Source organism: Staphylococcus sp. HMSC056G08 (assembly GCF_001812305.1).
Classification (GTDB): Bacteria; Bacillota; Bacilli; order Staphylococcales; family Staphylococcaceae; genus Staphylococcus; species Staphylococcus simulans.
In genome coordinates this window covers 23442-43835 of sequence record NZ_KV808472.1, presented here as the reverse complement: position 1 = coordinate 43835, position 20394 = coordinate 23442, and the positions used below count along the sequence as shown (strand labels likewise).

The window sequence follows — 20394 nt, the reverse complement described above, 5'->3', positions numbered from 1 at the left end:
TCAAGTTATAACGGTAGTTTGTCTACGGTCTGACTGCATTCTATTGAATGCAGTGATTAATGATGAAACTTTGCTTCCATTCGGTAAATACGTGAACCTTTATCCGCAAACTTTCTTTCATATTCAGTTTCAATATTATCCTCATCATCTTCATCATGAAGATTGAGATTAATCTTAGTAAAATACATACCAAACTGAGACATATTTTCTAAACTATAAGCAAATAATCCTCGATTATCAGTCTTGAAATGGATTTCTCCATCTTCTTTCAAAATCGTTTTATATAATGCAAGGAACGTGTGATACGTTAGTCTTCGCTTCGCATGTCGTTTTTTCGGCCAAGGATCAGAAAAATTTAAATAAACACGATCAATTTCGCCAGGTTTAAAGTAATCAGTTAATTCCATTGCATCATTACAAATTAGTTTGATATTCTGCAAATCCTTTTCCAACACTTTATCTAACACACGAATCATCACGTTTTTATCTCTTTCTAAAGAGACAAAGTTGACTTCAGGATGTTGTGCAGCGAGTTCTGTAATAAACTGCCCCATTCCAGAACCGACTTCAATATAAATCGGTTGTGATTTATCGAACCATGCTGACATCTCGCCAGCATGCGTTCCATCCATATCTACAACTGTATTATGTTTGCGCAAATAATCCTCTGCCCAAGGTTTATTTCTTAATCTCATTTGCTTATTCTCCTCAAATAAATACGTTGCTGTTCATCACTTCATTTAAAAATTTCAGCCATATATTCATATCTTTATAACGTTTCTGTTCTTCAGACCACTCTACAAGACCAATCGCTTGAATAACGGTATACCATTTCATTCTTTTACTTAAATCTAATGATTCTTTGCAACCATATTTTTCAAGCCATTCTGACCACTCATTTTGAGGAACGTAATTGTAAAGCAGCATTCCGATATCGATGGCAGGATCTGCTAACATTGCACCTTCCCAGTCGACTAAATAAAGTTCATCACGATCAGATAGCAACCAATTATTATGATTTACATCTCCATGAACGACTGTATAAAAGCGAGGGTCCAAATGAGGTTTATGCTCTTCAAGATACGTCAAGGCTTTTCTGACTACATGGTGCGTCAGTACCTGTCTGGAAAGCGAGGTATTGATTTTATTGTATAGAATATCTGGTGTTATAGGTTCCATTTCCATTCTTTTCAACATGGTCAATAATGTTTTTGAGCTATGAATTTTTTTCAATAACTTAGCCACTCTTGTCTGAGTCATTTCTTCGAAAGTTAATTCTCTGCCATTTTTCCAATGTTGCGCTGTGACAACTTCCCCTGTTTCTATTCGTTTTGTCCAAACTAATTTAGGGACAATACCTTCAGCTGATAATGCCGCTATAAATGGATTAGAATTTCTTTTCAAAAATAGCTTTTGACCATCTTGTTCGGCCATATAAGCCTCTCCGGATGCGCCTCCAGCAGAATCTAAAGTCCATCCTAACTGATAGAACTGCTCCAACACGTTCACCTCGCTTTCAATTAGAAAATGGCTCTAGAAGTGTATTTCAAGAGCCATATTTTATATTTCTTTAAAAAGTTTAATACTTTTACGTCCTTAGCACTCATTGTTAATTTTATAATTTTTAACCTTGGTTTTCAACCAAAAATGAGAAACAAAAAGACACATTTTACTTTCTAGAAAGCTATTGAAAATAATTAAATTTTCAGTAGCGACAAAATAAAATTATAACACATTTTCAAGGTAAGTTGGAGAAAATCATGCAATTAATGACTTTCCTCAATTTTTTGTTCGAAGCCTTTTTGTAATTGGCGAGTAATTGGGCCGACTTCACCATTGCCGACCGCTTCACCATCCAATTTAATTACAGGCATTACTTCAACAGACGTACTAGAAACAATAATTTCATCTGCTTGTTTTAAGAAATCCACTGTAAACGTTTCTTCTTTAAATGGGATTTCTTGTTCTTCAGCAACTGCTTTAATAACTCGTCTCGTAATACCATTCAAAATATAATTATTCGTAGGATGTGTATAAACAACACCGTCTTTAATTGCGTAAACGTTACTTGAAGCTCCTTCAGTAACTGTTTCGCCACGATGTTGGATTGCTTCATCAGCGTTATATTTCACAGCGTATTCTTTCGCAAGCACGTTGCCTAATAAATTTAAGCTTTTGATATCACATCTTAACCAACGAATATCTTCTACAGTAACAGCATTGATACCATTTTCTAGTTTTTCCACAGGTCTGCCGTAGCTTCTTGTAAATGCCATCATCTGAGGTTTAACATCTGGTCCAGGGAATGCATGATCTCGTGGTGCTGCACCACGAGTAACTTGGATATACACCCCACCATTTTCAACATTATTTACTTCTGCAAGTTTTTTTACTTTGTCAGTTAGTGATTCTATTGTTTCATCTAAATCAATATTTAATTCTGACGCACTTCGTAAAAATCTTTCAAAGTGTTCTTTTACAGTAAATAATGTATTGTCATAAATACGAATGTATTCATAAATACCGTCACCAAAGTTATAACCTCTGTCATTGTATGGTACATTTGCATCCTGTTCATCTACAAATTGGCCGTTCAAAAATACCTTGTTTGTCATACTCATTCCTCCACACATAATGCGTATAGCGCTTCTAAATAAATGCTAGTAGCATTGAAAAGTTGTTTTTTCGTAATATATTCATTTCTTTGATGCATTAAGTCCTCTGAGTCGCTGAACATTGCTCCGAATGCTACGCCTTTATCTAGATTACGTGCATAAGTACCTCCGCCAATTGTATAAGGCTCAGTCATGTCACCTGTTTGATTACGATAAGCTTGAACTAATGATTGTACAAATGGATCTTCTTTATCTACATAGTGCGGACGTTGAACTTTCCCAAGTTTAAGTTCGAATCCTAAATCATTCACTTCATGCTTGAATCCTTCAATTGCTTCATCAAATTCAAATCCCTCTGGATAACGTAAGTTCACACCGAATCTTCCGCCTTCAGGCAATGTATATGAAATAATACCGATATTTGTTGTTAAGTCTCCCATTTTATCAGTATGGAATTTCATACCCATTTTTTCACCGAAGTGAGATTCGAATAAGTAACGTTCACTTAAATCAACGAATTTAGCTGCTTGAGTATCTAATTCTAATCCACGTAAGAAGTGGAGTAAGAACAAGCCGGCATTTAAACCGATAGATGGATCCATACCATGTACCGCTTTACCTTTTAATCGTAAAACCAGCTTATCGTCTTCTAATTCACTGTTACCTACAAGTTCATGTGCTTCTAGATATTGTTGGTAACGTTCTGTTACTTCTGAATTGTTATTTTTAACTTTGAGATGTGCAACTGCTTCATCTGGAACCATGTTATAGCGTTGTCCAGATTCAAATGATAAAAGTGTAACTTCTGAATTTGTATCAGTAGAATCTTTTGCTTCGCCAGCTAATTCAATATCGAATGTTGTAATACCTTTTTCACCATGGATTGCAGGGAATTCTGCATCAGGTGCAAAGCCTAGTTCAGGCATTTCTTCTGTTTTGAAATAACGATCTACACAAGTCCAGTCTGATTCTTCATCTGTGCCAATGATAATGTGTACACGTTTTTTCCAGTCTACATTCATTTCATTTAAGATTTTAACCGCATAGTACGCAGCAATTGTTGGACCTTTATCATCCAATGTACCACGTGCAATAATTGCATCTTCAGTTACAGTCGGTTCAAACGGTGGTGTATCCCAACCTTCACCTGCAGGTACCACGTCAACATGACAAAGAATGCCGAATAAGTCTTCACATTTACCTGCTTCAATTCTTCCTGCAACATGATCGACATCGTGGACATTAAATCCGTCACGTTCTGCAATTTGATACATATAATCAAGCGCAGCTCTAGGACCTGGACCTAGCGGTGCATCAGGTGTAGCTTTGCTATCATCTCTGACACTTTCAATTGAAAGTAAGCCGTTTAAATCAGCAATAATTTGATCTTGGTATTCTTGCACTTTTTCTTTCCACATTCGTGATCAACTTCCTTCTCAAATTTTAGTTCACTCTATATTTTACCCTAACTGATTCTTAAACAACAGTGGGAACCTACTTAATTTTCTGACTTAATCTCAAAATGTTGTCATCACAGTCATCTCAGAATGAAATTTTTAAATAAAAAAATACCTTAGCTATTCGCTAAGGTACTGAAGGTTCAATTGCTATTATTTAGTATCGTTTGAACCTTTATTGTCATTTTGTTTTAAGTCTTCTTCAGTCACAATTCTGATATTATTTTGTGCTTCATCAGATTGTTTAACATCATCTAAAGTTGGTGATGCTGCATCTTCTGAATTAGAGAAGCGAGCTTTTTGCTCTTGTAAGAAACCTTTAGGGTCTTGTTTTACTTTTTCAGCATAGCCTTTAGGATCTTGTTTTACTTCGTTGAACGTTTCAGTTGCTTTAGATGCAACTTGGTTCGCTAATTCTTTAGCATTTTCTTTGTATGATTCTGGATTTTCTTTGTATTTATCATACTCTTGTTTTAGACGATCTCTGCTTTCTTTTCTTGATAATAATACTGCTGCAGTTGCTGCACCAATACCTAGTACTGCTTTAAAAAAGTTACTTGATTTTGCCATAATAATCACCTTGTCCTTTAAGAAATTAGTTTTTCACTAGTTCTAATTCTGCTTCCGTCAAAGTACGATATGCACCTTTTGACAGATTATCATCTAGTTTTAAGCTTCCGATTTGAACTCGCTTTAATTTAGTTACCTCATTTTCAATTGCGTGAAACATCCTTTTTACTTGGTGGTAACGTCCTTCTTGAATTGTAACGTACACAATCCTTGGATTTTCCGTTAGTCCAAGCTTTGCAGGTTTAACCGGTCCATCTGATAATTTAATACCTTGTTCAAACTTTTGTACATCTTCCTCTGTTACAGGCAGTGCTGCTTCAACACGATATACTTTCGATACGTGTTTATTCGGACTCATTACATCATGATTAAATTGCCCATCATTCGTAATCAATAATAAGCCTTCAGTATCTTTATCAAGACGACCTACCGGAAATATGTCTAAATATTGGTAGTCTTCAATTAATCCGATAACCGTTAAGTGTTCTGCATCCTCTACAGCAGACACATAGCCTTCAGGTTTATTGAGCATCAGATAAATCTTATCAATATAAGTTATTTGTTCTCCATTGACTGTAATGATATCTGAATTCGGATCAATTTGTCGTTTGCTTTGTTTTTCTTTTTTGTTATTCACTTCAACAGCGTTCTGTTTAAGCAATTGTTTTACCTCACTGCGTGTTCCGACACCCATGTTCGATAAAAATTTATCCAATCGCATTATGAGATTCTCAACTTTCTACGTAACTTGCTTGGCAATTCACCTAAAAATTGGTCAGCAAGTCTTGTTTTCAGCGTGATACCGCCATAAACAACCATGCCGATAACAACCCCCACAATTAAGATAATCAGACTTCCGATTTTAGTTTGCGGTGACACAATCAGTTGCGTTACCCAATATGCTGCTTCAACACAAAGCATCATGATAAAGCCATAGATAAAGATTTTCGCAAACTGTATCCAAGTTTCTGTAAATGTAAACTTAGCATACTTTTTCAAAATATAAAAGTTACATATGTTCGCAAACAATAATGCGATACCTGTACTTAATACCGCACCTGCTGTATGGAATGCGACAATTAATGGGAAGTTCAAGACAACCTTAACGACGACTGCTGCTAATATAACAAACACTGTCAATTTCTGTTTATCAATTCCTTGTAGCATTGATGCTGTAATACTTAATAAAGAAATCAGCATCGCGACGGGTGCGTAGAAGAATAATAAACGACTTCCGTCAAAGTTACTGCTATAGAACACTGTATATAACGGTGCTGCTAAAGCCATAATACCTAAACTTGCTGGAACAGTGATGAACATCAATACACCTAATGATGTTCTGATTTGACGATGCATTTCTGATAATTCCCCTGACTCATAAGTTTTAGTGATATAAGGGATTAAACTAATCGCGAAACCAGCAGCTAAAGATGTTGGTATCATCACAATTTTATTTGTTGTCATATTCAAGATTGTAAAGAAGTAGTCATGCAATTGTTGCGGTACTCCTGCCATACCTAACGCATTGTTATGTGTTAATTGGTCTACAATATTGAATAATGGGAAGTTCAAACTCACAATGACAAACGGGATACTATAAGAAATAATTTCCTTATACATTTTTGAATATGGTACATCTAAACCAGTGGTATCAGACGCTACCATTTTATCAATATGCGGTTTACGCTTACGCCAGTAATACCATAGCGTAAAGATACCGACGATAGCACCGATTGCTGCCGCGAACGTAGCGACACCATTCGCCATCAATACTGATCCACCCATCACATTTAACACGACATAACTGCCGCCTAAAATGAAAATAATACGTGCAACTTGTTCAGTTACTTCAGAAACAGCTGTAGGTCCCATAGATTTAAATCCTTGGAACACACCTCGCCAAGTTGCAAGTAACGGAATGAAGATAACAACTGTACTGATAATACGAATAATCCACGTGATGTCTTCGACAGTCCAGCCGCCCTCTATGTTTGATTTATGCGCAAGTGTCACATTGGCAATCAATGGTGATAATGCATATAAAATAATAAAACCGATAACACCGCTGATTGACATAACGATAAAACTTGATCGATATAACTTTTGACTGACATGATATGCACCGATTGCATTATATTTCGCAACATATTTTGATGCGGCCAATGGCACACCAGCAGTTGCTACCGCAATCGCAATGTTATAAGGTGCATATGCATAGTTGAACGGGGCCAAGTTTTCTTCTCCGCCGATAATGGCATAAAACGGAATGATAAATAGCACACCTAGTATTTTAGTTATTAAAATACTTACCGTTAGAAGAAAGGTCCCTCTTACTAATTCTTGACTTTCATTCATTACAATCTTCCTATCTGAAAATAATTTTAATCTTATCCTACTACCAACAATTGTCAGCAGTTACTTTTTTTCATTAGTATTATAGCTTAAAATAGTGTTAACAGGAAAGATTATATAAATAATTTCACAACAGTGTCAGAGAAATATATCGCAGGCACTGCAAAACAAACAAATGACTCACCTAAGCTTTCACAATAACCTAAATACAATACAGAAATCAAATTTAAAGGAGGCAGACGCGCATATTCATTTCAGCGCGTACCGATTATATGTATCAATCGATTATTATCGGCGGCGGACCCAGTGGTTTAATGTCTGCAGCAGCCGCAAGTCAAAACAAACAAAAAGTATTATTAATAGAAAAGAAAAAAGGACTCGGCAGGAAATTAAAAATTTCAGGCGGCGGACGATGTAATGTCACAAATCGACTGCCCTATGATGAAATTATTCGCCACATTCCAGGTAACGGAAAATTCTTATACAGTCCTTTTTCAGTCTTTGATAACGAATCCATTATTGAGTTCTTCGAATCTCGCGGTGTGAAACTTAAAGAAGAAGATCACGGCAGAATGTTCCCGGTTTCTAACCGTGCTCAAGACGTCGTAGATACTTTAGTTCAAGAACTCAAAAATAATAATGTTGAAATTAAAGAAGAAACTGCAGTCAAACATATTAAGCTAGATGAGGACGGCCATTTTATTGTGACAGATCAAAATGATCAAGTTTATCATAGTAAGACCGTTGTTATTGCGACGGGTGGGACAAGTGTTCCGCAAACAGGATCAACTGGAGATGGCTATACGTTTGCTGAGTCTCTCGGTCATACAATAACTGAACTCTTCCCTACTGAAGTCCCAATTACTTCTAAAGCACCTTTTATTATCAGGAAGACTCTAAAAGGATTGAGTTTAAAAGATGTCGCATTATCAGTGCTTAGAAAAAATGGCAAACCGCGTATCACACATCAAATGGATATGATTTTCACTCATTTTGGAATCAGTGGTCCAGCCGCATTACGATGCAGCCAATTCGTCTACAAAGAACAAAAATCTCAAAAGAAACAAGACATTCAAATGCAATTAGATGTGTTCCCTGACGAAAAAGAAAATGAGGTTCAAGCGCGTATCAAATCTTTAATTAAAGAAACACCAGATAAACTTGTTAAAAACAGTCTGCGTGGGATTATTGAAGAACGCTATCTCAACTTTATACTAGAACAAGCTGGTGTAGCTGAAGACACTACAGGTCATCATATTTCCAACCAACAAATCCTGACGCTTGCACAACTGTTCAAAGGTTTTACATTTACAGTGAATGGTACGTTACCTATTGAAAAAGCATTTGTGACAGGTGGCGGTGTTTCTATTAAAGAAATTGAACCGCATACAATGATGTCAAAAATTACACCTGGCCTATTTTTATGCGGTGAAGTTTTAGATATTCATGGTTATACTGGCGGTTACAATATTACAAGCGCATTGGTTACAGGCCGTGTATCAGGTATCAATGCCGGACAGTTTGAATAGTTTTCCACATAATTTAATCAACAAAATGAAAAATAGCCGAAACTGCATCGTAATTTTACGACCAGTTTCGGCTATTATCATTCAATTAGATACTATTAATTTCTAAACCTTCATCGCCCCAAGCTTTCATACCGCCTTCTACATTAACCGCATGAATATTAGGGTTTTGTTCTTTCAAGTAATTCACTACATTCGCACTGCGAACACCTGCAGCACAGATAATGTAATACGTATCATTCTCATTGAATTCATTAAGGTTATCAGGAATTTCATTCATTGGAATAGTTGTTGCTCCTGGAATAATACCTTTCGCTGTTTCTTCGTTTTCTCGGACATCAACGATATGAATTGGTTCATTATCGAACATTTTCTTTTTCAATTCATCAGCTGTGATTGATTCCATAACTTAATCATCCTCCTTTATTATTTAGCTACAATATTAACTAATTTTTGCGGAACTGCGATGACTTTCTTGATGTCTTTATCCCCTATATCTAATTTAACATTCTCATTGTGTAACGCAATATCTTCCATTTCTTCTTTTGACGCATCTTTTGGAATGAAGACTTTTGCTCTTACTTTGCCATTAACTTGGACAACGATTTCAACTTCGTCATCTACTAACAATGCTTCATCGAAATCTGGCCAAGGTTGGTAACTGATTGTCTCATCATGACCTAATTTAGCCCATAGTTCTTCACCTAAGTGTGGTGCAATTGGTGATAACATTTTAACGAAACCTTCAACATATGGTTTGTATAATTGATCAGCTTTATAACCTTCATTGATGAAGACCATCAATTGACTGATTGCTGTGTTGAAGTTCAATGTATCAAAGTCTTCTGTCACCTTTTTAACAGTTTGGTTATAAACTTTTTGAAGTGACTTATCATCTGTATCTACAATTTTAGAAGATAATGAGCCATCTTCATTCACAAACAATCTCCAAACACGGTCTAAGAAACGTCTTGAACCATCTAAACCTTTTTCACTCCATGCGATTGCCGCATCTAAAGGTCCCATAAACATTTCATATAAACGTAATGTGTCAGCACCGTGAGAACGGATGATATCATCAGGGTTTACAACGTTACCACGAGATTTACTCATTTTTTCGTTACCTTCACCTAAGATCATACCTTGGTTGAATAATTTTTGGAATGGTTCTTTCGTTGGTACAACGCCTAAATCATAAAGCACTTTATGCCAGAATCTTGCATAGAGTAAGTGAAGTACAGCGTGTTCTACACCACCGATATATAAATCAACCGGTAACCAATGTTTTAATTTTTCTGGATCTGCTAACATTTCATCGTTATGCGGATCAATATAGCGTAAGTAGTACCAGCAACTGCCTGCCCATTGCGGCATCGTATTCGTTTCACGACGACCCTTCATACCAGTTTCTGGATCTACAACGTTTACGAATTCATCAATATTCGCAAGTGGAGATTCACCAGTACCAGAAGGTTCGATAGAATCAGTTTCTGGTAATAATAATGGTAATTCATCAGTCGGAACAGTTGTCATAGTGCCATCTTCCCAATGAATAATTGGAATAGGTTCACCCCAATAACGTTGACGGCTGAATAACCAGTCACGAAGTTTATAATTGACTTTTTTCTCGCCGGCACCTTTTTCTTCTAACAATTCAATTGCTTTTGTAATGGCTTCAGCATTATGCAAGCCATCTAAAGCACCAGAATTTACATGTGGACCATCGCCTGTGTATGCCGCTTCTGAAATATCTCCGCCTTCAATAACTTCTTTGATTGGCAAATCAAATTTTTGTGCGAATTCATAGTCACGTTCATCATGCGCAGGAACAGCCATCACAGCTCCTGTACCATAAGATGATAAGACATAGTCCGCAATCCAGATCGGTAATTTTTCACCAGATAATGGATTAATCGCATAAGCACCAGTGAATACACCTGTTTTGTATTTTGCTAAATCTGTACGTTCCAAATCAGATTTCATAGAAGCATCTTTTTGGTATTTTTCCACTTCTGCTTTATGATCTTCTGTTGTAATTTGAGAGACTAACTCATGTTCTGGACTTAATACTGCGAAAGTCGCACCATAAATAGTGTCTGGACGTGTCGTAAACACATCAATTTTACCGCCATGATTTTCAACTTCAAACGTAACTTTTGCCCCTTCAGAACGACCAATCCAGTTACGTTGCATATCTTTAATTGATTCAGGCCAATCTAAATCTTCTAAGTCTTCTAATAAACGGTCTGCATATTCTGTAATACGAAATACCCATTGACGCATAGGACGACGATATACTGGGAAACCACCACGTTCTGAAACGCCATCTACAACTTCTTCGTTAGATAAAACCGCTTTAAGCTCAGGACACCAGTTCACAGCTACTTCATCAACATAAGCTAAACCTTTATTGAACAGTTGGATGAATACCCATTGTGTCCATTTATAATAGTCAGGATCTGTTGTGCTTAATTCTCTATCCCAGTCATAACTGAAACCTAATTCTTGAATTTGGCGTTTAAACGTTTGAATATTCTTTTTAGTGAATTCACGTGGATCATTACCTGTATTCAACGCATATTGTTCTGCCGGTAAACCGAAAGCATCCCATCCCATAGGATGTAACACGTTGTACCCTTGCATACGTTTGTAACGTGAAATAATATCTGTTGCTGTATAACCTTCAGGGTGCCCAACATGAAGTCCAGCACCTGATGGATACGGGAACATATCTAAAGCATAAAATTTCTTTTGACCCAAGTTATCGTTCGTTTTGAACGTTTTGTGTTCTGCCCAATAATCTTGCCATTTCTTCTCAATTTCTTGATGATTAAAACTCACTTTGCTTTCCTCCTAATAAAAAAATACAACTCAAACTATTATGCTTTGCTTATGAAGGACGACATTGTGCCGCGGTACCACCTTCATTCGTATCTTCTACGCACCTCATACATAATAGCTCGAGCTGTATTATTCTTAATATAATCGTTGGTAAGTTCATTTAAATGACTTAACTGGTTTGCACCGAACACCAGCTCTCTTGATAAGTCCATTAAATTACTACTCCATATACACTTATAACTATATTTTATTCTAACTCTTAATGCAAGTCTTAAATTCCTAGTCACCGCTTCTATTCTCATTGATATATAAATGAAGTTATTCTACGTCCCTGCTTATCCATAAAAAGAAAAAACAAGATATACCACGTATACCTTGTTTAAACATCAAATTCATCTGGTGATAAACGTTTATCATATATAAATAAGAAAAACATCGAAATAAACAATAAGCCCATCATCGTTAAGAACATGGCTTGCATATTGAAACTGTCAACTAAAATACCGCCGATTAAAGGTCCGAATGCTTTACCGACCGTCGCTGCTGAATTAACAATACCTTGATAAGCACCTTGTTTACCTTCAGGCGCTAATTGATTCGCAATAGTTGGAACGGCTGGCCATACGAACATTTCACCAAGCGTTAAAATGATCATCCCAATCACAAATACTGAAAATTGCTCCGCAAAGCTTGTCACAAAGAATGACACGATGAATACGCAAATTCCGACAAACATCTGTTTTTTCAAATTACCTCTAAGTAAGCGAATAACCGGATAAATTAAAGGTTGGGCTACTAAGATCATAATACCGTTAATTGTCCACAGAACACTGTATTGAGACAATGAAATATTCATTTCTTGAGTGAATGAAGCGATAGTGCTTTCCCATTGAATATATGCAATCCAACAAATTGAAAACATAACACAAAGTAATAACAAAGCTACAAAACGTTTGCGATATTTCTTTTGTGCCCATTGGTTTGCATCGGGTATTTTAACTTTACCGCGATATTGTAAATTAAATCGTGTCACTGCCACGATAAAGAATGCGACATACATTAACAAGTTTGCGATAAAAATGTAATTAAAGCTGAGTTCAGCTACATACCCAGCAATAGCAGCTCCAAATGCGACACCTAAGTTTTGTGCTAAATAGATCGCATTAAAAGTTTGGCGTCCACCATTCGGCCAAACTGCACCTGCCATCGCATAAATTGCCGGGATAATGATACCGCCGCCAAATCCTAACATGACTAACCATACCGCATATAAAGGCCACCCATGATAGAAATTCAATAATGTCGTTGCGCATAAACAAATCACTGCACCGCTCATAATCGTAATAAAACCACCGAGCTTATCAAAGAAAAAACCACCTAATAAGTTCCCGACAACCATACCTAAAGAGTTGATCATTAAAACCATTCCGGCAGTCGTCAAACTCTTCCCTAATTCCTGACTCATATAAATCGTATTTAAAGGCCATAAAAAACTAGCACCCATAATATTGATGGCCATACCAATAACTAACCACCAAATGGATTTAGGCATATTCATACTGTTCCACCCACTTTCTATTCTTTTTATCTTTTTCTCAGGCAAAAACGTTCTGTATTTTTACCAATAAAAATTTCGCAAACAGAGACAAATAACTGTAAGCGAAACGTGTTTAGGATTTATATTGAATTGAATTTTGGATTTTGCAACCAAATCATCTTACTATAATTTTCAAATGAATAAAAGACCTAATTCGGATTTTCTCCTCAACATGTCCCTTCAATTTATGGTAAAATCTTACAATGGATTAATTTAAGAAAGGAAAATGTCATATGGGTCGATATTTTACGTATGCATTTGAAGATAAACGTTATCATACATGGAATTACCATTTAAAAAATAGATTCGGACAAAAGATATTTAAAGTCGCATTAGATGGAGGCTTTGATTGCCCAAACCGTGACGGCACTGTTGCACATGGCGGTTGCACATTCTGCTCAGCTGCAGGAAGTGGTGACTTTGCGGGAAATCGTGCAGATCCGATTGATGTACAATTTAAAGAAATTAAAGAACGCATGCATGAAAAATGGCATGAAGGTAAATATATTGCTTATTTCCAAGCCTTTACAAATACACACGCACCTGTCGAAGTGTTAAAAGAAAAATTTGAACCTGTGTTGAAAGAACCTGGTGTTGTCGGCTTATCCATTGGAACAAGACCTGACTGTCTTCCTGACGATGTGGTTGAATACTTAGCCGATTTAAATAAACGTACGTATTTATGGGTGGAATTAGGATTACAAACCGTACATCAAGAAACTTCCGATTTAATCAACCGTGCACATGATATGCAGACATATTATGATGGTGTTGCTAAATTGAGAAAACATAATATTAACGTGTGTACCCACATTATTAATGGTTTGCCTGGTGAAGATTATGACATGATGATGGAAACAGCAAAAACTGTCGCACAAATGGATGTTCAAGGTATCAAAATCCATCTATTACACTTACTTAAAGGCACACCGATGGTAAAACAATATGAAAAAGGCATGTTGAATTTTATGTCACAAGAAGAATATGTCAACTTAGTTTGTGATCAATTAGAAATCTTGCCACCTGAAATGATTATTCATCGTATTACAGGTGATGGCCCAATTGATTTAATGGTTGGACCAATGTGGAGTGTTAATAAGTGGGAAGTGCTGAATGCGATTGATGCAGAATTAGCACGTCGTCATTCCGCACAAGGTGAACATTATCAACCTGTAGAGAAAGTAGAACAATCATGAAAGTAGAACGTATTTTACCTTTTGCGAAGTCATTAATTATTTCTCACATCAATGAAACTAGCACAGTAGTAGATGCTACGTGCGGCAATGGACATGACACATTATTTTTAGCCCAGCATGTTCCAAAGGGGCATGTGTATGGGTTTGATATACAGGAAGCGGCTATCAAAGCAGCACGAGAGAAAGTAAAAGATTATAACAACACTACTTTGATCTTAGATGGACATGAACATGTATCACGCTACATCAAACAAGAAGATTTGCCGATTGATGCGGCAATCTTTAATTTAGGATACTTGCCTAAAGGTGATAAACATATTGTGACGACTTCTGAAACTACTATACAAGCCATTGAGTCACTTTTTGAAATGTTAGCACCAGAAGGTATTATTGTAATTGTGATTTACCCTGGCCATCCTGAAGGTCGAATAGAAAGCAATGTTGTCTTTGAATATCTTCAACAATTCGATCAACAAAAAGCACATGTCTTACAATACGGTTTTATTAACCAACAAAATAATCCACCTTATATTTGCGCGATTGAAAAAAGATAATATCTGAGTATAAAAATAAGAGCAGTTACCGCATAATGCGATAGCTGCTCTTGTTGTATTTAAATTTAGTTAAATAATTTATCTACACTTTTAGTTGTTTCTTTTAATACTTCTACAGAGTGGCTAAACTCTTTAGTTTCTCTTTCATTTAAAGGTGTTTCATAAATTTTCACTGCACCTGCACGGTTTACAAGTGTTGGTACACCGATGTAAACATCTTTATGACCGTATTCACCTTCTAAGTAACTTGAAACTGTTAATACAAGATTTTGGTTACGTAAAATGGCTTTAGAAATGTGTAATAAGCCCATTGCGATACCATAATAAGTTGCGCCTTTAGCTTTAATGATGTCATAAGCTGCATCACGTGTATTTAAGAAGATTTCTTCAATACGTTTTGCACGTTCAGGATCACCATTTAAAATATCATATAAATTTTGACCTGCAATACTTGCTTGTGACCATACTGCTAATTCTGAATCACCATGTTCACCAATAATGCTAGCATTAACACTTTCAGGTGCTACACCGAATTCTGCACCTAATTCATATTTGAAACGTGCTGTATCTAGAATTGTACCAGAACCGATAACACGTTCTTTTGGTAAACCAGAAACTTTTTTAGTGACATAAGTAAGCACATCTACTGGGTTAGCAGCAATTAAGAAAATACCATCAAAACCGCTGTCCATAATTTGACCCACAATTGATTTGAAGATTTTAGTATTTTTTTCTACTAAATCTAAGCGTGTTTCACCAGGTTTTTGGGGTGCACCTGCAGTGATAACAACTAAATCAGCATCTGAACAATCAGCATATGAACCTGCTGTAACGATAGATGGTGATTCACCATAAGGCATACCATGGTTTAAGTCTAGTACATCGCCTTTTACTTTTTCTTCTACTAAATCAATAATTACTAATTGATCAGCAACACCTTGTGCTACCATAGCGAATGCATAACTAGAACCTACTGCACCATCGCCTACTAAAACTACTTTATTCGCTTTTACATTACTCATATTACTTACCCTCTCCAATTTAGAATCGCTTCTATGTGATTTATTTCACATATACAAGATACCAATTTCAGCCTATAAAATCAATGCGAAATGCTTGGAAATTTTACACATTGTAAACATTTACCGACAATACAAAAGACGCTGTAATGGTAAAGGTTATTACAGCGCCTTTTTGATTAAATTTCAATTTGATCATCAATGTCATTTGGTATAAAACCTAATGCATTGACTTTGTTATTTAAATAACTAAGAATATAACGCATGACTAACGGACGCTCTGGTTCATTATGAATTTCATGGTAGAGTCCTTCCCATGCTTTATAATAAAGTTCGTCTGTTTTTACACGTTTTTTGATTTCTACAATCGCATCGGTGTCTAAAATTTGATCTTCTTTCCCATACATTAAGCACATTGGGATACTTTGGATGTCTTCTAAATGTTCTAAAGTCTTTTTCATGACATGAACAACTTCTTTATACCAATGGTAAGATACTTTTGTCAGCATCAAACCATCTTCTTTAGTTTCTCTTATAACTTCTTCATTTCTTGTTAAATGCTCTGGTTCAATGCCTACATTAAAGCGCATATCTTTAACGCCTGCACCAATATTAGATGTAAATAGATTTTTGCGTGTTTTAGCATTTGTCTTAAACGCAACTAATGGCGAAAGTAAAATAATACCTTCAATCGGCAACTCAGTTCTTTCCATTAAATTTAATGTAATCAAACCGCCTAAGCCGACACCCATTAAAAATGTAGGTAATTTATATTCACTCGCTATTCTCAACCATTCCAATATATGTTCGTGATAGACTTCAAAGTTGTCGATTTGACCTTTATTAGATCTTGAAGTTTGGCCTTGTCCAGGCAAATCACCCATAATCACATGATATCCATTTCGTCTGAGTGATGTAATCACATAGGCATATCTGCCTGTATGTTCTAATATATTGTGAGCAATAACTATGACACCTTTTGCTTCACTTTCTGTTTCCCACTTCCACATATCAACGACTACCCTTCTACTGAATTAATTACTATTATTGTATCAAAACGAACCGATTAAAATCTATTTAGAACTGACATATATACTCAACGGAATTAAGGATAACCTTTTTAGTATTGTGTTCTTTTCTCATATCAATTACATAATTTACTATTCGTGTTATTTATAAATAAATAAGTATATTTGTATATTGTTAACGTTTTCATACATTTATGAAACATGATACACTATTTTTAACAGAGTTGTATGGGAGGAATTTACATGCCATTAGTCAAAGATTTTTTTATCAGTTTATCAAATAACACTTTTTTGAACCAAGCAGCACGAAAATACGGACCTATGTTAGGTGCCAGTAAAGTAGTTGTTGGTAACTCGATTGATGAAGTTATTAAGACAATCCAAACACTTAATGATAAGGGGATTACGGTGACTGTCGATTGTCTTGGTGAATTTGTAGATTCAAAAGAACAAAGTATTAAAGAAAAGAAAATTATTTTAACTGTACTACAAGCAATTTACGACAACGATTTAGACGCACATATTTCTCTTAAAATCAGTCAATTAGGCGCAGAGTTCGATGTAGATTTGGCAGAACAGAACTTAAGAGAAATTGTAGAAAAAGCAAAGTCACTTGGTAATATTCATATCAATATTGATACCGAGAAATATGCAGGCTTATCAAATATCCTCTACGTATTGGATGAATTATCAAAAGATTATGATAACATCGGAACAGTAGTTCAAGCTTATTTATATTCAGCCGACAATATGATTGAAAATTACCCGCACATTCGATTACGTTTAGTCAAAGGTGCTTATAAAGAAAATGCGTCTATCGCCTACCAAACTAAAGAGGACATCGATGAGAATTACATTAAGCTTATCGAAAAAAGACTGAAAAGTGCGAAGAATTTTACATCTATCGCTACACATGACCACAAAATCATTGAACATGTTAAAAATTTCATTAAAGAGAACAACATAGATCGTGATAATTTCGAATTTCAAATGTTGTATGGTTTCCGTTCAGAGTTAGCTTATGAAATTGCCGAAGACGGTTATCATTTCTGTATCTATGTTCCATTTGGCGAAGATTGGTTCGGATACTTTATGCGACGTTTAGCTGAACGTCCGCAAAATTTAAATTTAGCTGTCAAAGAATTTGTGAAACCTGAAACACTTGCTGTAGGCGCTGGCGCAATTGCCGCAGTTATTGGTTTAAGTTTCGGTCTCAAAGGCTTAAAGAAACGTAAGTAAATACTGTATTCATGAAAAAGGCAAGACCACTATCGGCCTTGCCTTTTGTCTGTTATTTTTAATTCATAAACACTTATTGAATTGATTTTAATAAGTTTGCCATTTCAATTGCAGCCATTGCTGATTCTGCACCTTTATTGCCTGCTTTTGTACCTGCTCGTTCGATTGCTTGTTCAATTGTCTCAGTTGTTAGTACACCGAAGATTACTGGCAACCCTGCTGTATCACTCACTTTTGATACGCCTTTTGCAACTTCATTACATACATAATCATAATGAGATGTTGCTCCGCGAATGACACAACCCAATGTAATCACTGCATCATACTTATTTGTTTCTGCTAATTTTTTAGCAGCTAGTGGAATTTCAAATGCACCTGGTACATATGCTACATCAATATTATCATTTTCTACTTCATGACGGACTAATACATCTTTAGCCCCTTCTAATAAGCGACCTGTAATAAAATCATTAAAACGACTCACAACAATACCGATTTTTAAATCTTTACCTAATAGTTTACCTTCAAAGTTCATGTTAATTCCTCCAATAATATCGTTAAAATTTATTAAATCATGTGTCCCATTTTTTCTTTTTTCGTTTGCATATAATCATGATTGTGACTACATTCAGGTACAATCAGTTCAATTCGCTTTTCAACTTCAATACCATAATGTTTTAACCCTTTGAATTTTTCTGGGTTATTACTTAACAAGTTCACTTTTTCAATGCCGAAGTGTTTTAAAATTTCAGCAGCATGATAATAATCTCGTAAATCTTCTTCAAAACCTAATGCTAAATTCGCAGTGACTGTATCGTGACCTTGTTCAATCAGTTCATAGGCTTTCAGTTTATTAATTAAGCCAATGCCTCGACCTTCTTGTGGTAAGTAAATCACCATACCGTTGTGTTCATCGATGTATTTCATTGCTGCTTCTAATTGAGCACCACAGTCACAACGTTGACTATGGAAAATATCACCTGTCAGACAAGATGAATGAATACGTACATTTTCAACGTTTTGAATGTCACCTTTAACAATTGCTACAATTTCATCATGTGAATAATCTGATTCAAATCCATACATATCAAATGTACCGAAATCTGTAGGTAATTTTACTTTAGCTTTTGCATGCATGTGCTGTTCATGCAATTTACGGTAATGAATTAAAGATTCAATAGTAATCATTTTTAATTGATATTTTTCTTTAAATGCTTGGAGTTGCTCACCTTTAGCCATTGTGCCGTCTTCATTCATGATTTCACAAATGAGACCTGCTGGTTTTGAACCTGTCATACTTGCTAAATCTACAGCCGCTTCCGTATGTCCTGGACGTACTAGAACCCCGCCGATTCTAGCAATCAATGGAAATAAATGACCTGGTCTATTAAAATCTGCACTTGTACTCTCATCATTAATCAAAGCTTTAGCTGTCAGCATTCTCTCAGCAGCGCTGATACCTGTCGTAGTATCGATATGATCAATACTTTCAGTAAATGCTGTACCAAATGCATCGCTGTTATCTTTAACCATCGGCTCTAAATTTAATGAGCGTGCGATAGAAGGAGCTAGAGGTGCACAAATTAAACCACGTGCTTCTCGTGCCATAAAATTGACTGTATTTTCATTCATCAATTCCGTTACAGCTACTAAGTCCCCTTCATTTTCTCGGTCTTCATTATCCACAACAATAATACTTTCACCTTGTTTTAGTGCTTCAACTGCACTTTCGATATCATCAAATTGCATTTCTGAACACTCCTCTTAGAATCCGAATTGCGCTAATTTATCTGGCGTTAATTCAGTATTTTGATTTGAAATTGCTTTTTGTACATATTTAAATAACATATCCGCTTCCAAATGCACGGTATCACCGACACGCTTTTGACCTAAAATCGTTGCGCGTTTTGTTTCTGGAATTAAATGAATATCAAATTGGCCTTCTGCTAATCTGAAAATCGTTAAACTTGTTCCATCAACCGTGATTGAACCTTGTTGAACCATTTGGTCAGTAATAGATTTAGGACATTGTATGGTCATGATATTAGAATTAGATGACGGTCTGATTTTTAGTACTTTTCCGACTTCATCGACATGACCTAACACAAAATGGCCACCAAATCTGCCCTGACTCGGCATAGCACGTTCAAGATTGACCGAGCTGCCTTTAGTCAGTTGATTGAGATACGTTTTATTTTCTGTACCTTTGATAACATTCACATCAAAGGATTTCTGATTAAAGGAAGTTACTGTTAAACATGCACCATTGACACTGATTGAATCGCCGATATGCATATCTTCTAAAATTGTTTCACATGCTATCGAGAGTTTTATGACATTTTGTTCTGTCACAAGGCGATCAACCGTACCGATTTCTTCTACAATACCGGTAAACATGAA

Annotated in this window: 19 protein-coding genes and 1 other annotated feature; of the genes, 4 read left to right on the top strand and 15 right to left on the bottom strand. The window is 35.8% G+C overall.

Translation table 11 applies throughout. The annotated features are described in order from the left end of the window. Positions 1 to 56 precede the first annotated feature (56 nt). The 7 genes from trmB to HMPREF2846_RS07060 all read right to left on the bottom strand — a co-directional run bounded on the left by trmB (position 57) and on the right by HMPREF2846_RS07060 (position 6997). Positions 57 to 695, bottom strand: coding sequence for a tRNA (guanosine(46)-N7)-methyltransferase TrmB (gene trmB, locus HMPREF2846_RS07090; RefSeq protein ID WP_070626322.1), 639 nt, complete (start codon positions 693 to 695; stop codon positions 57 to 59). A gap of 13 nt (positions 696 to 708) precedes the next feature. Beyond that, positions 709 to 1500, bottom strand: coding sequence for a phosphotransferase family protein (locus tag HMPREF2846_RS07085; RefSeq protein ID WP_023015987.1), 792 nt, complete (start codon positions 1498 to 1500; stop codon positions 709 to 711). Positions 1501 to 1766: 266 nt separating this feature from the next. Continuing rightward, positions 1767 to 2615: a D-amino-acid transaminase gene (dat, locus tag HMPREF2846_RS07080; protein WP_023015988.1), complete on the bottom strand. Its 849-nt coding sequence runs from the start codon at positions 2613 to 2615 to the stop codon at positions 1767 to 1769. A 2-nt stretch (positions 2616 to 2617) separates the two neighbouring features. Continuing rightward, a complete protein-coding gene (gene pepV / locus HMPREF2846_RS07075) occupies positions 2618 to 4033 on the bottom strand; it encodes a dipeptidase PepV (protein ID WP_070626321.1) in 1416 nt (471 codons plus the stop codon). Positions 4034 to 4225: 192 nt separating this feature from the next. Further along, on the bottom strand, positions 4226 to 4642 hold the full coding sequence (locus HMPREF2846_RS07070; protein WP_057509789.1) for a YtxH domain-containing protein: 417 nt from the start codon (positions 4640 to 4642) through the stop codon (positions 4226 to 4228). Positions 4643 to 4667: 25 nt separating this feature from the next. After that, positions 4668 to 5363: a pseudouridine synthase gene (locus HMPREF2846_RS07065; RefSeq protein WP_070626320.1), complete on the bottom strand. Its 696-nt coding sequence runs from the start codon at positions 5361 to 5363 to the stop codon at positions 4668 to 4670. Continuing rightward, positions 5363 to 6997: a putative polysaccharide biosynthesis protein gene (locus HMPREF2846_RS07060; protein ID WP_070463358.1), complete on the bottom strand. Its 1635-nt coding sequence runs from the start codon at positions 6995 to 6997 to the stop codon at positions 5363 to 5365. Before HMPREF2846_RS07060 ends, HMPREF2846_RS07065 begins: the two co-directional genes overlap by 1 nt. A gap of 269 nt (positions 6998 to 7266) precedes the next feature. Between HMPREF2846_RS07060 and HMPREF2846_RS07055 the strand changes: the two genes are divergently transcribed. Beyond that, complete coding sequence (locus HMPREF2846_RS07055) at positions 7267 to 8523, top strand: BaiN/RdsA family NAD(P)/FAD-dependent oxidoreductase (protein ID WP_070626319.1); 1257 nt, start codon at positions 7267 to 7269, stop codon at positions 8521 to 8523. Positions 8524 to 8608: 85 nt separating this feature from the next. Here HMPREF2846_RS07055 and HMPREF2846_RS07050 read toward each other — a convergent pair whose 3' ends face one another. The 3 genes from HMPREF2846_RS07050 to HMPREF2846_RS07040 all read right to left on the bottom strand — a co-directional run bounded on the left by HMPREF2846_RS07050 (position 8609) and on the right by HMPREF2846_RS07040 (position 12919). Beyond that, positions 8609 to 8926 carry a rhodanese-like domain-containing protein gene (locus HMPREF2846_RS07050; RefSeq protein ID WP_070626318.1) on the bottom strand — a complete coding sequence of 106 codons (318 nt, stop codon included), beginning with the start codon at positions 8924 to 8926 and terminating at the stop codon, positions 8609 to 8611. A 20-nt stretch (positions 8927 to 8946) separates the two neighbouring features. Beyond that, positions 8947 to 11361: a leucine--tRNA ligase gene (gene leuS, locus HMPREF2846_RS07045; RefSeq protein ID WP_070626317.1), complete on the bottom strand. Its 2415-nt coding sequence runs from the start codon at positions 11359 to 11361 to the stop codon at positions 8947 to 8949. Positions 11362 to 11412: 51 nt separating this feature from the next. Next, positions 11413 to 11603: a binding site (T-box leader), on the bottom strand. A gap of 137 nt (positions 11604 to 11740) precedes the next feature. Continuing rightward, the gene (locus HMPREF2846_RS07040) at positions 11741 to 12919 is read right to left on the bottom strand and encodes an MDR family MFS transporter (protein WP_070626316.1); all 1179 of its coding nucleotides are present in this window, start codon (positions 12917 to 12919) and stop codon (positions 11741 to 11743) included. A gap of 272 nt (positions 12920 to 13191) precedes the next feature. Here HMPREF2846_RS07040 and HMPREF2846_RS07035 point away from each other — a divergent pair, with 272 nt between their 5' ends. Continuing rightward, positions 13192 to 14154, top strand: a complete 963-nt coding sequence (locus tag HMPREF2846_RS07035) for a tRNA modification radical SAM protein MnmL/YtqA (protein ID WP_002481235.1) — start codon at positions 13192 to 13194, stop codon at positions 14152 to 14154. Continuing rightward, positions 14151 to 14708: a tRNA 5-(aminomethyl)-2-thiouridylate-methyltransferase MnmM gene (locus HMPREF2846_RS07030; RefSeq protein WP_070626315.1), complete on the top strand. Its 558-nt coding sequence runs from the start codon at positions 14151 to 14153 to the stop codon at positions 14706 to 14708. Before HMPREF2846_RS07035 ends, HMPREF2846_RS07030 begins: the two co-directional genes overlap by 4 nt. Before the next feature lie 65 nt (positions 14709 to 14773). Here the strand turns inward: HMPREF2846_RS07030 and HMPREF2846_RS07025 are convergent, their stop codons facing one another. Beyond that, positions 14774 to 15730, bottom strand: a complete 957-nt coding sequence (locus HMPREF2846_RS07025) for an L-lactate dehydrogenase (protein ID WP_002481237.1) — start codon at positions 15728 to 15730, stop codon at positions 14774 to 14776. 176 nt (positions 15731 to 15906) lie between these two features. Beyond that, positions 15907 to 16737 (bottom strand): alpha/beta fold hydrolase, encoded by an 831-nt coding sequence (locus HMPREF2846_RS07020; protein ID WP_002481238.1) that lies wholly within the window; start codon positions 16735 to 16737, stop codon positions 15907 to 15909. A gap of 261 nt (positions 16738 to 16998) precedes the next feature. Between HMPREF2846_RS07020 and HMPREF2846_RS07015 the strand changes: the two genes are divergently transcribed. Further along, positions 16999 to 17994 (top strand): proline dehydrogenase family protein, encoded by a 996-nt coding sequence (locus HMPREF2846_RS07015; protein WP_070626314.1) that lies wholly within the window; start codon positions 16999 to 17001, stop codon positions 17992 to 17994. Between the two features lie 73 nt (positions 17995 to 18067). Here the strand turns inward: HMPREF2846_RS07015 and ribE are convergent, their stop codons facing one another. The 3 genes from ribE to HMPREF2846_RS07000 are packed head-to-tail and all read right to left on the bottom strand — an operon-like array spanning position 18068 to position 20391. Further along, a complete protein-coding gene (ribE, locus tag HMPREF2846_RS07010; protein WP_070626312.1) occupies positions 18068 to 18529 on the bottom strand; it encodes a 6,7-dimethyl-8-ribityllumazine synthase in 462 nt (153 codons plus the stop codon). Between the two features lie 32 nt (positions 18530 to 18561). After that, a complete protein-coding gene (locus HMPREF2846_RS07005) occupies positions 18562 to 19743 on the bottom strand; it encodes a bifunctional 3,4-dihydroxy-2-butanone-4-phosphate synthase/GTP cyclohydrolase II (RefSeq protein WP_070626310.1) in 1182 nt (393 codons plus the stop codon). Between the two features lie 15 nt (positions 19744 to 19758). Further along, positions 19759 to 20391, bottom strand: coding sequence for a riboflavin synthase (locus HMPREF2846_RS07000; RefSeq protein WP_057509781.1), 633 nt, complete (start codon positions 20389 to 20391; stop codon positions 19759 to 19761). Positions 20392 to 20394: the final 3 nt, after the last annotated feature.

Excerpts from the sequence above, each read along its gene's own strand:
- pepV (WP_070626321.1), bottom strand. The coding sequence starts at position 4,033 with ATGTGGAAAGAAAAAGTGCAAGAATACCAAGATCAAATTATTGCTGAT.
- HMPREF2846_RS07040 (WP_070626316.1), bottom strand. The coding sequence starts at position 12,919 with ATGAATATGCCTAAATCCATTTGGTGGTTAGTTATTGGTATGGCCATC.
- HMPREF2846_RS07020 (WP_002481238.1), bottom strand. The coding sequence starts at position 16,737 with ATGTGGAAGTGGGAAACAGAAAGTGAAGCAAAAGGTGTCATAGTTATT.
- HMPREF2846_RS07050 (WP_070626318.1), bottom strand. The coding sequence starts at position 8,926 with ATGGAATCAATCACAGCTGATGAATTGAAAAAGAAAATGTTCGATAAT.
- HMPREF2846_RS07025 (WP_002481237.1), bottom strand. The coding sequence starts at position 15,730 with ATGAGTAATGTAAAAGCGAATAAAGTAGTTTTAGTAGGCGATGGTGCA.
- HMPREF2846_RS07015 (WP_070626314.1), top strand. The coding sequence starts at position 16,999 with ATGCCATTAGTCAAAGATTTTTTTATCAGTTTATCAAATAACACTTTT.
- HMPREF2846_RS07005 (WP_070626310.1), bottom strand. The coding sequence starts at position 19,743 with ATGCAATTTGATGATATCGAAAGTGCAGTTGAAGCACTAAAACAAGGT.
- HMPREF2846_RS07065 (WP_070626320.1), bottom strand. The coding sequence starts at position 5,363 with ATGCGATTGGATAAATTTTTATCGAACATGGGTGTCGGAACACGCAGT.
- HMPREF2846_RS07035 (WP_002481235.1), top strand. The coding sequence starts at position 13,192 with ATGGGTCGATATTTTACGTATGCATTTGAAGATAAACGTTATCATACA.
- HMPREF2846_RS07060 (WP_070463358.1), bottom strand. The coding sequence starts at position 6,997 with ATGAATGAAAGTCAAGAATTAGTAAGAGGGACCTTTCTTCTAACGGTA.
- HMPREF2846_RS07000 (WP_057509781.1), bottom strand. The coding sequence starts at position 20,391 with ATGTTTACCGGTATTGTAGAAGAAATCGGTACGGTTGATCGCCTTGTG.
- HMPREF2846_RS07055 (WP_070626319.1), top strand. The coding sequence starts at position 7,267 with ATGTATCAATCGATTATTATCGGCGGCGGACCCAGTGGTTTAATGTCT.
- HMPREF2846_RS07070 (WP_057509789.1), bottom strand. The coding sequence starts at position 4,642 with ATGGCAAAATCAAGTAACTTTTTTAAAGCAGTACTAGGTATTGGTGCA.
- ribE (WP_070626312.1), bottom strand. The coding sequence starts at position 18,529 with ATGAACTTTGAAGGTAAACTATTAGGTAAAGATTTAAAAATCGGTATT.
- trmB (WP_070626322.1), bottom strand. The coding sequence starts at position 695 with ATGAGATTAAGAAATAAACCTTGGGCAGAGGATTATTTGCGCAAACAT.
- dat (WP_023015988.1), bottom strand. The coding sequence starts at position 2,615 with ATGACAAACAAGGTATTTTTGAACGGCCAATTTGTAGATGAACAGGAT.
- HMPREF2846_RS07030 (WP_070626315.1), top strand. The coding sequence starts at position 14,151 with ATGAAAGTAGAACGTATTTTACCTTTTGCGAAGTCATTAATTATTTCT.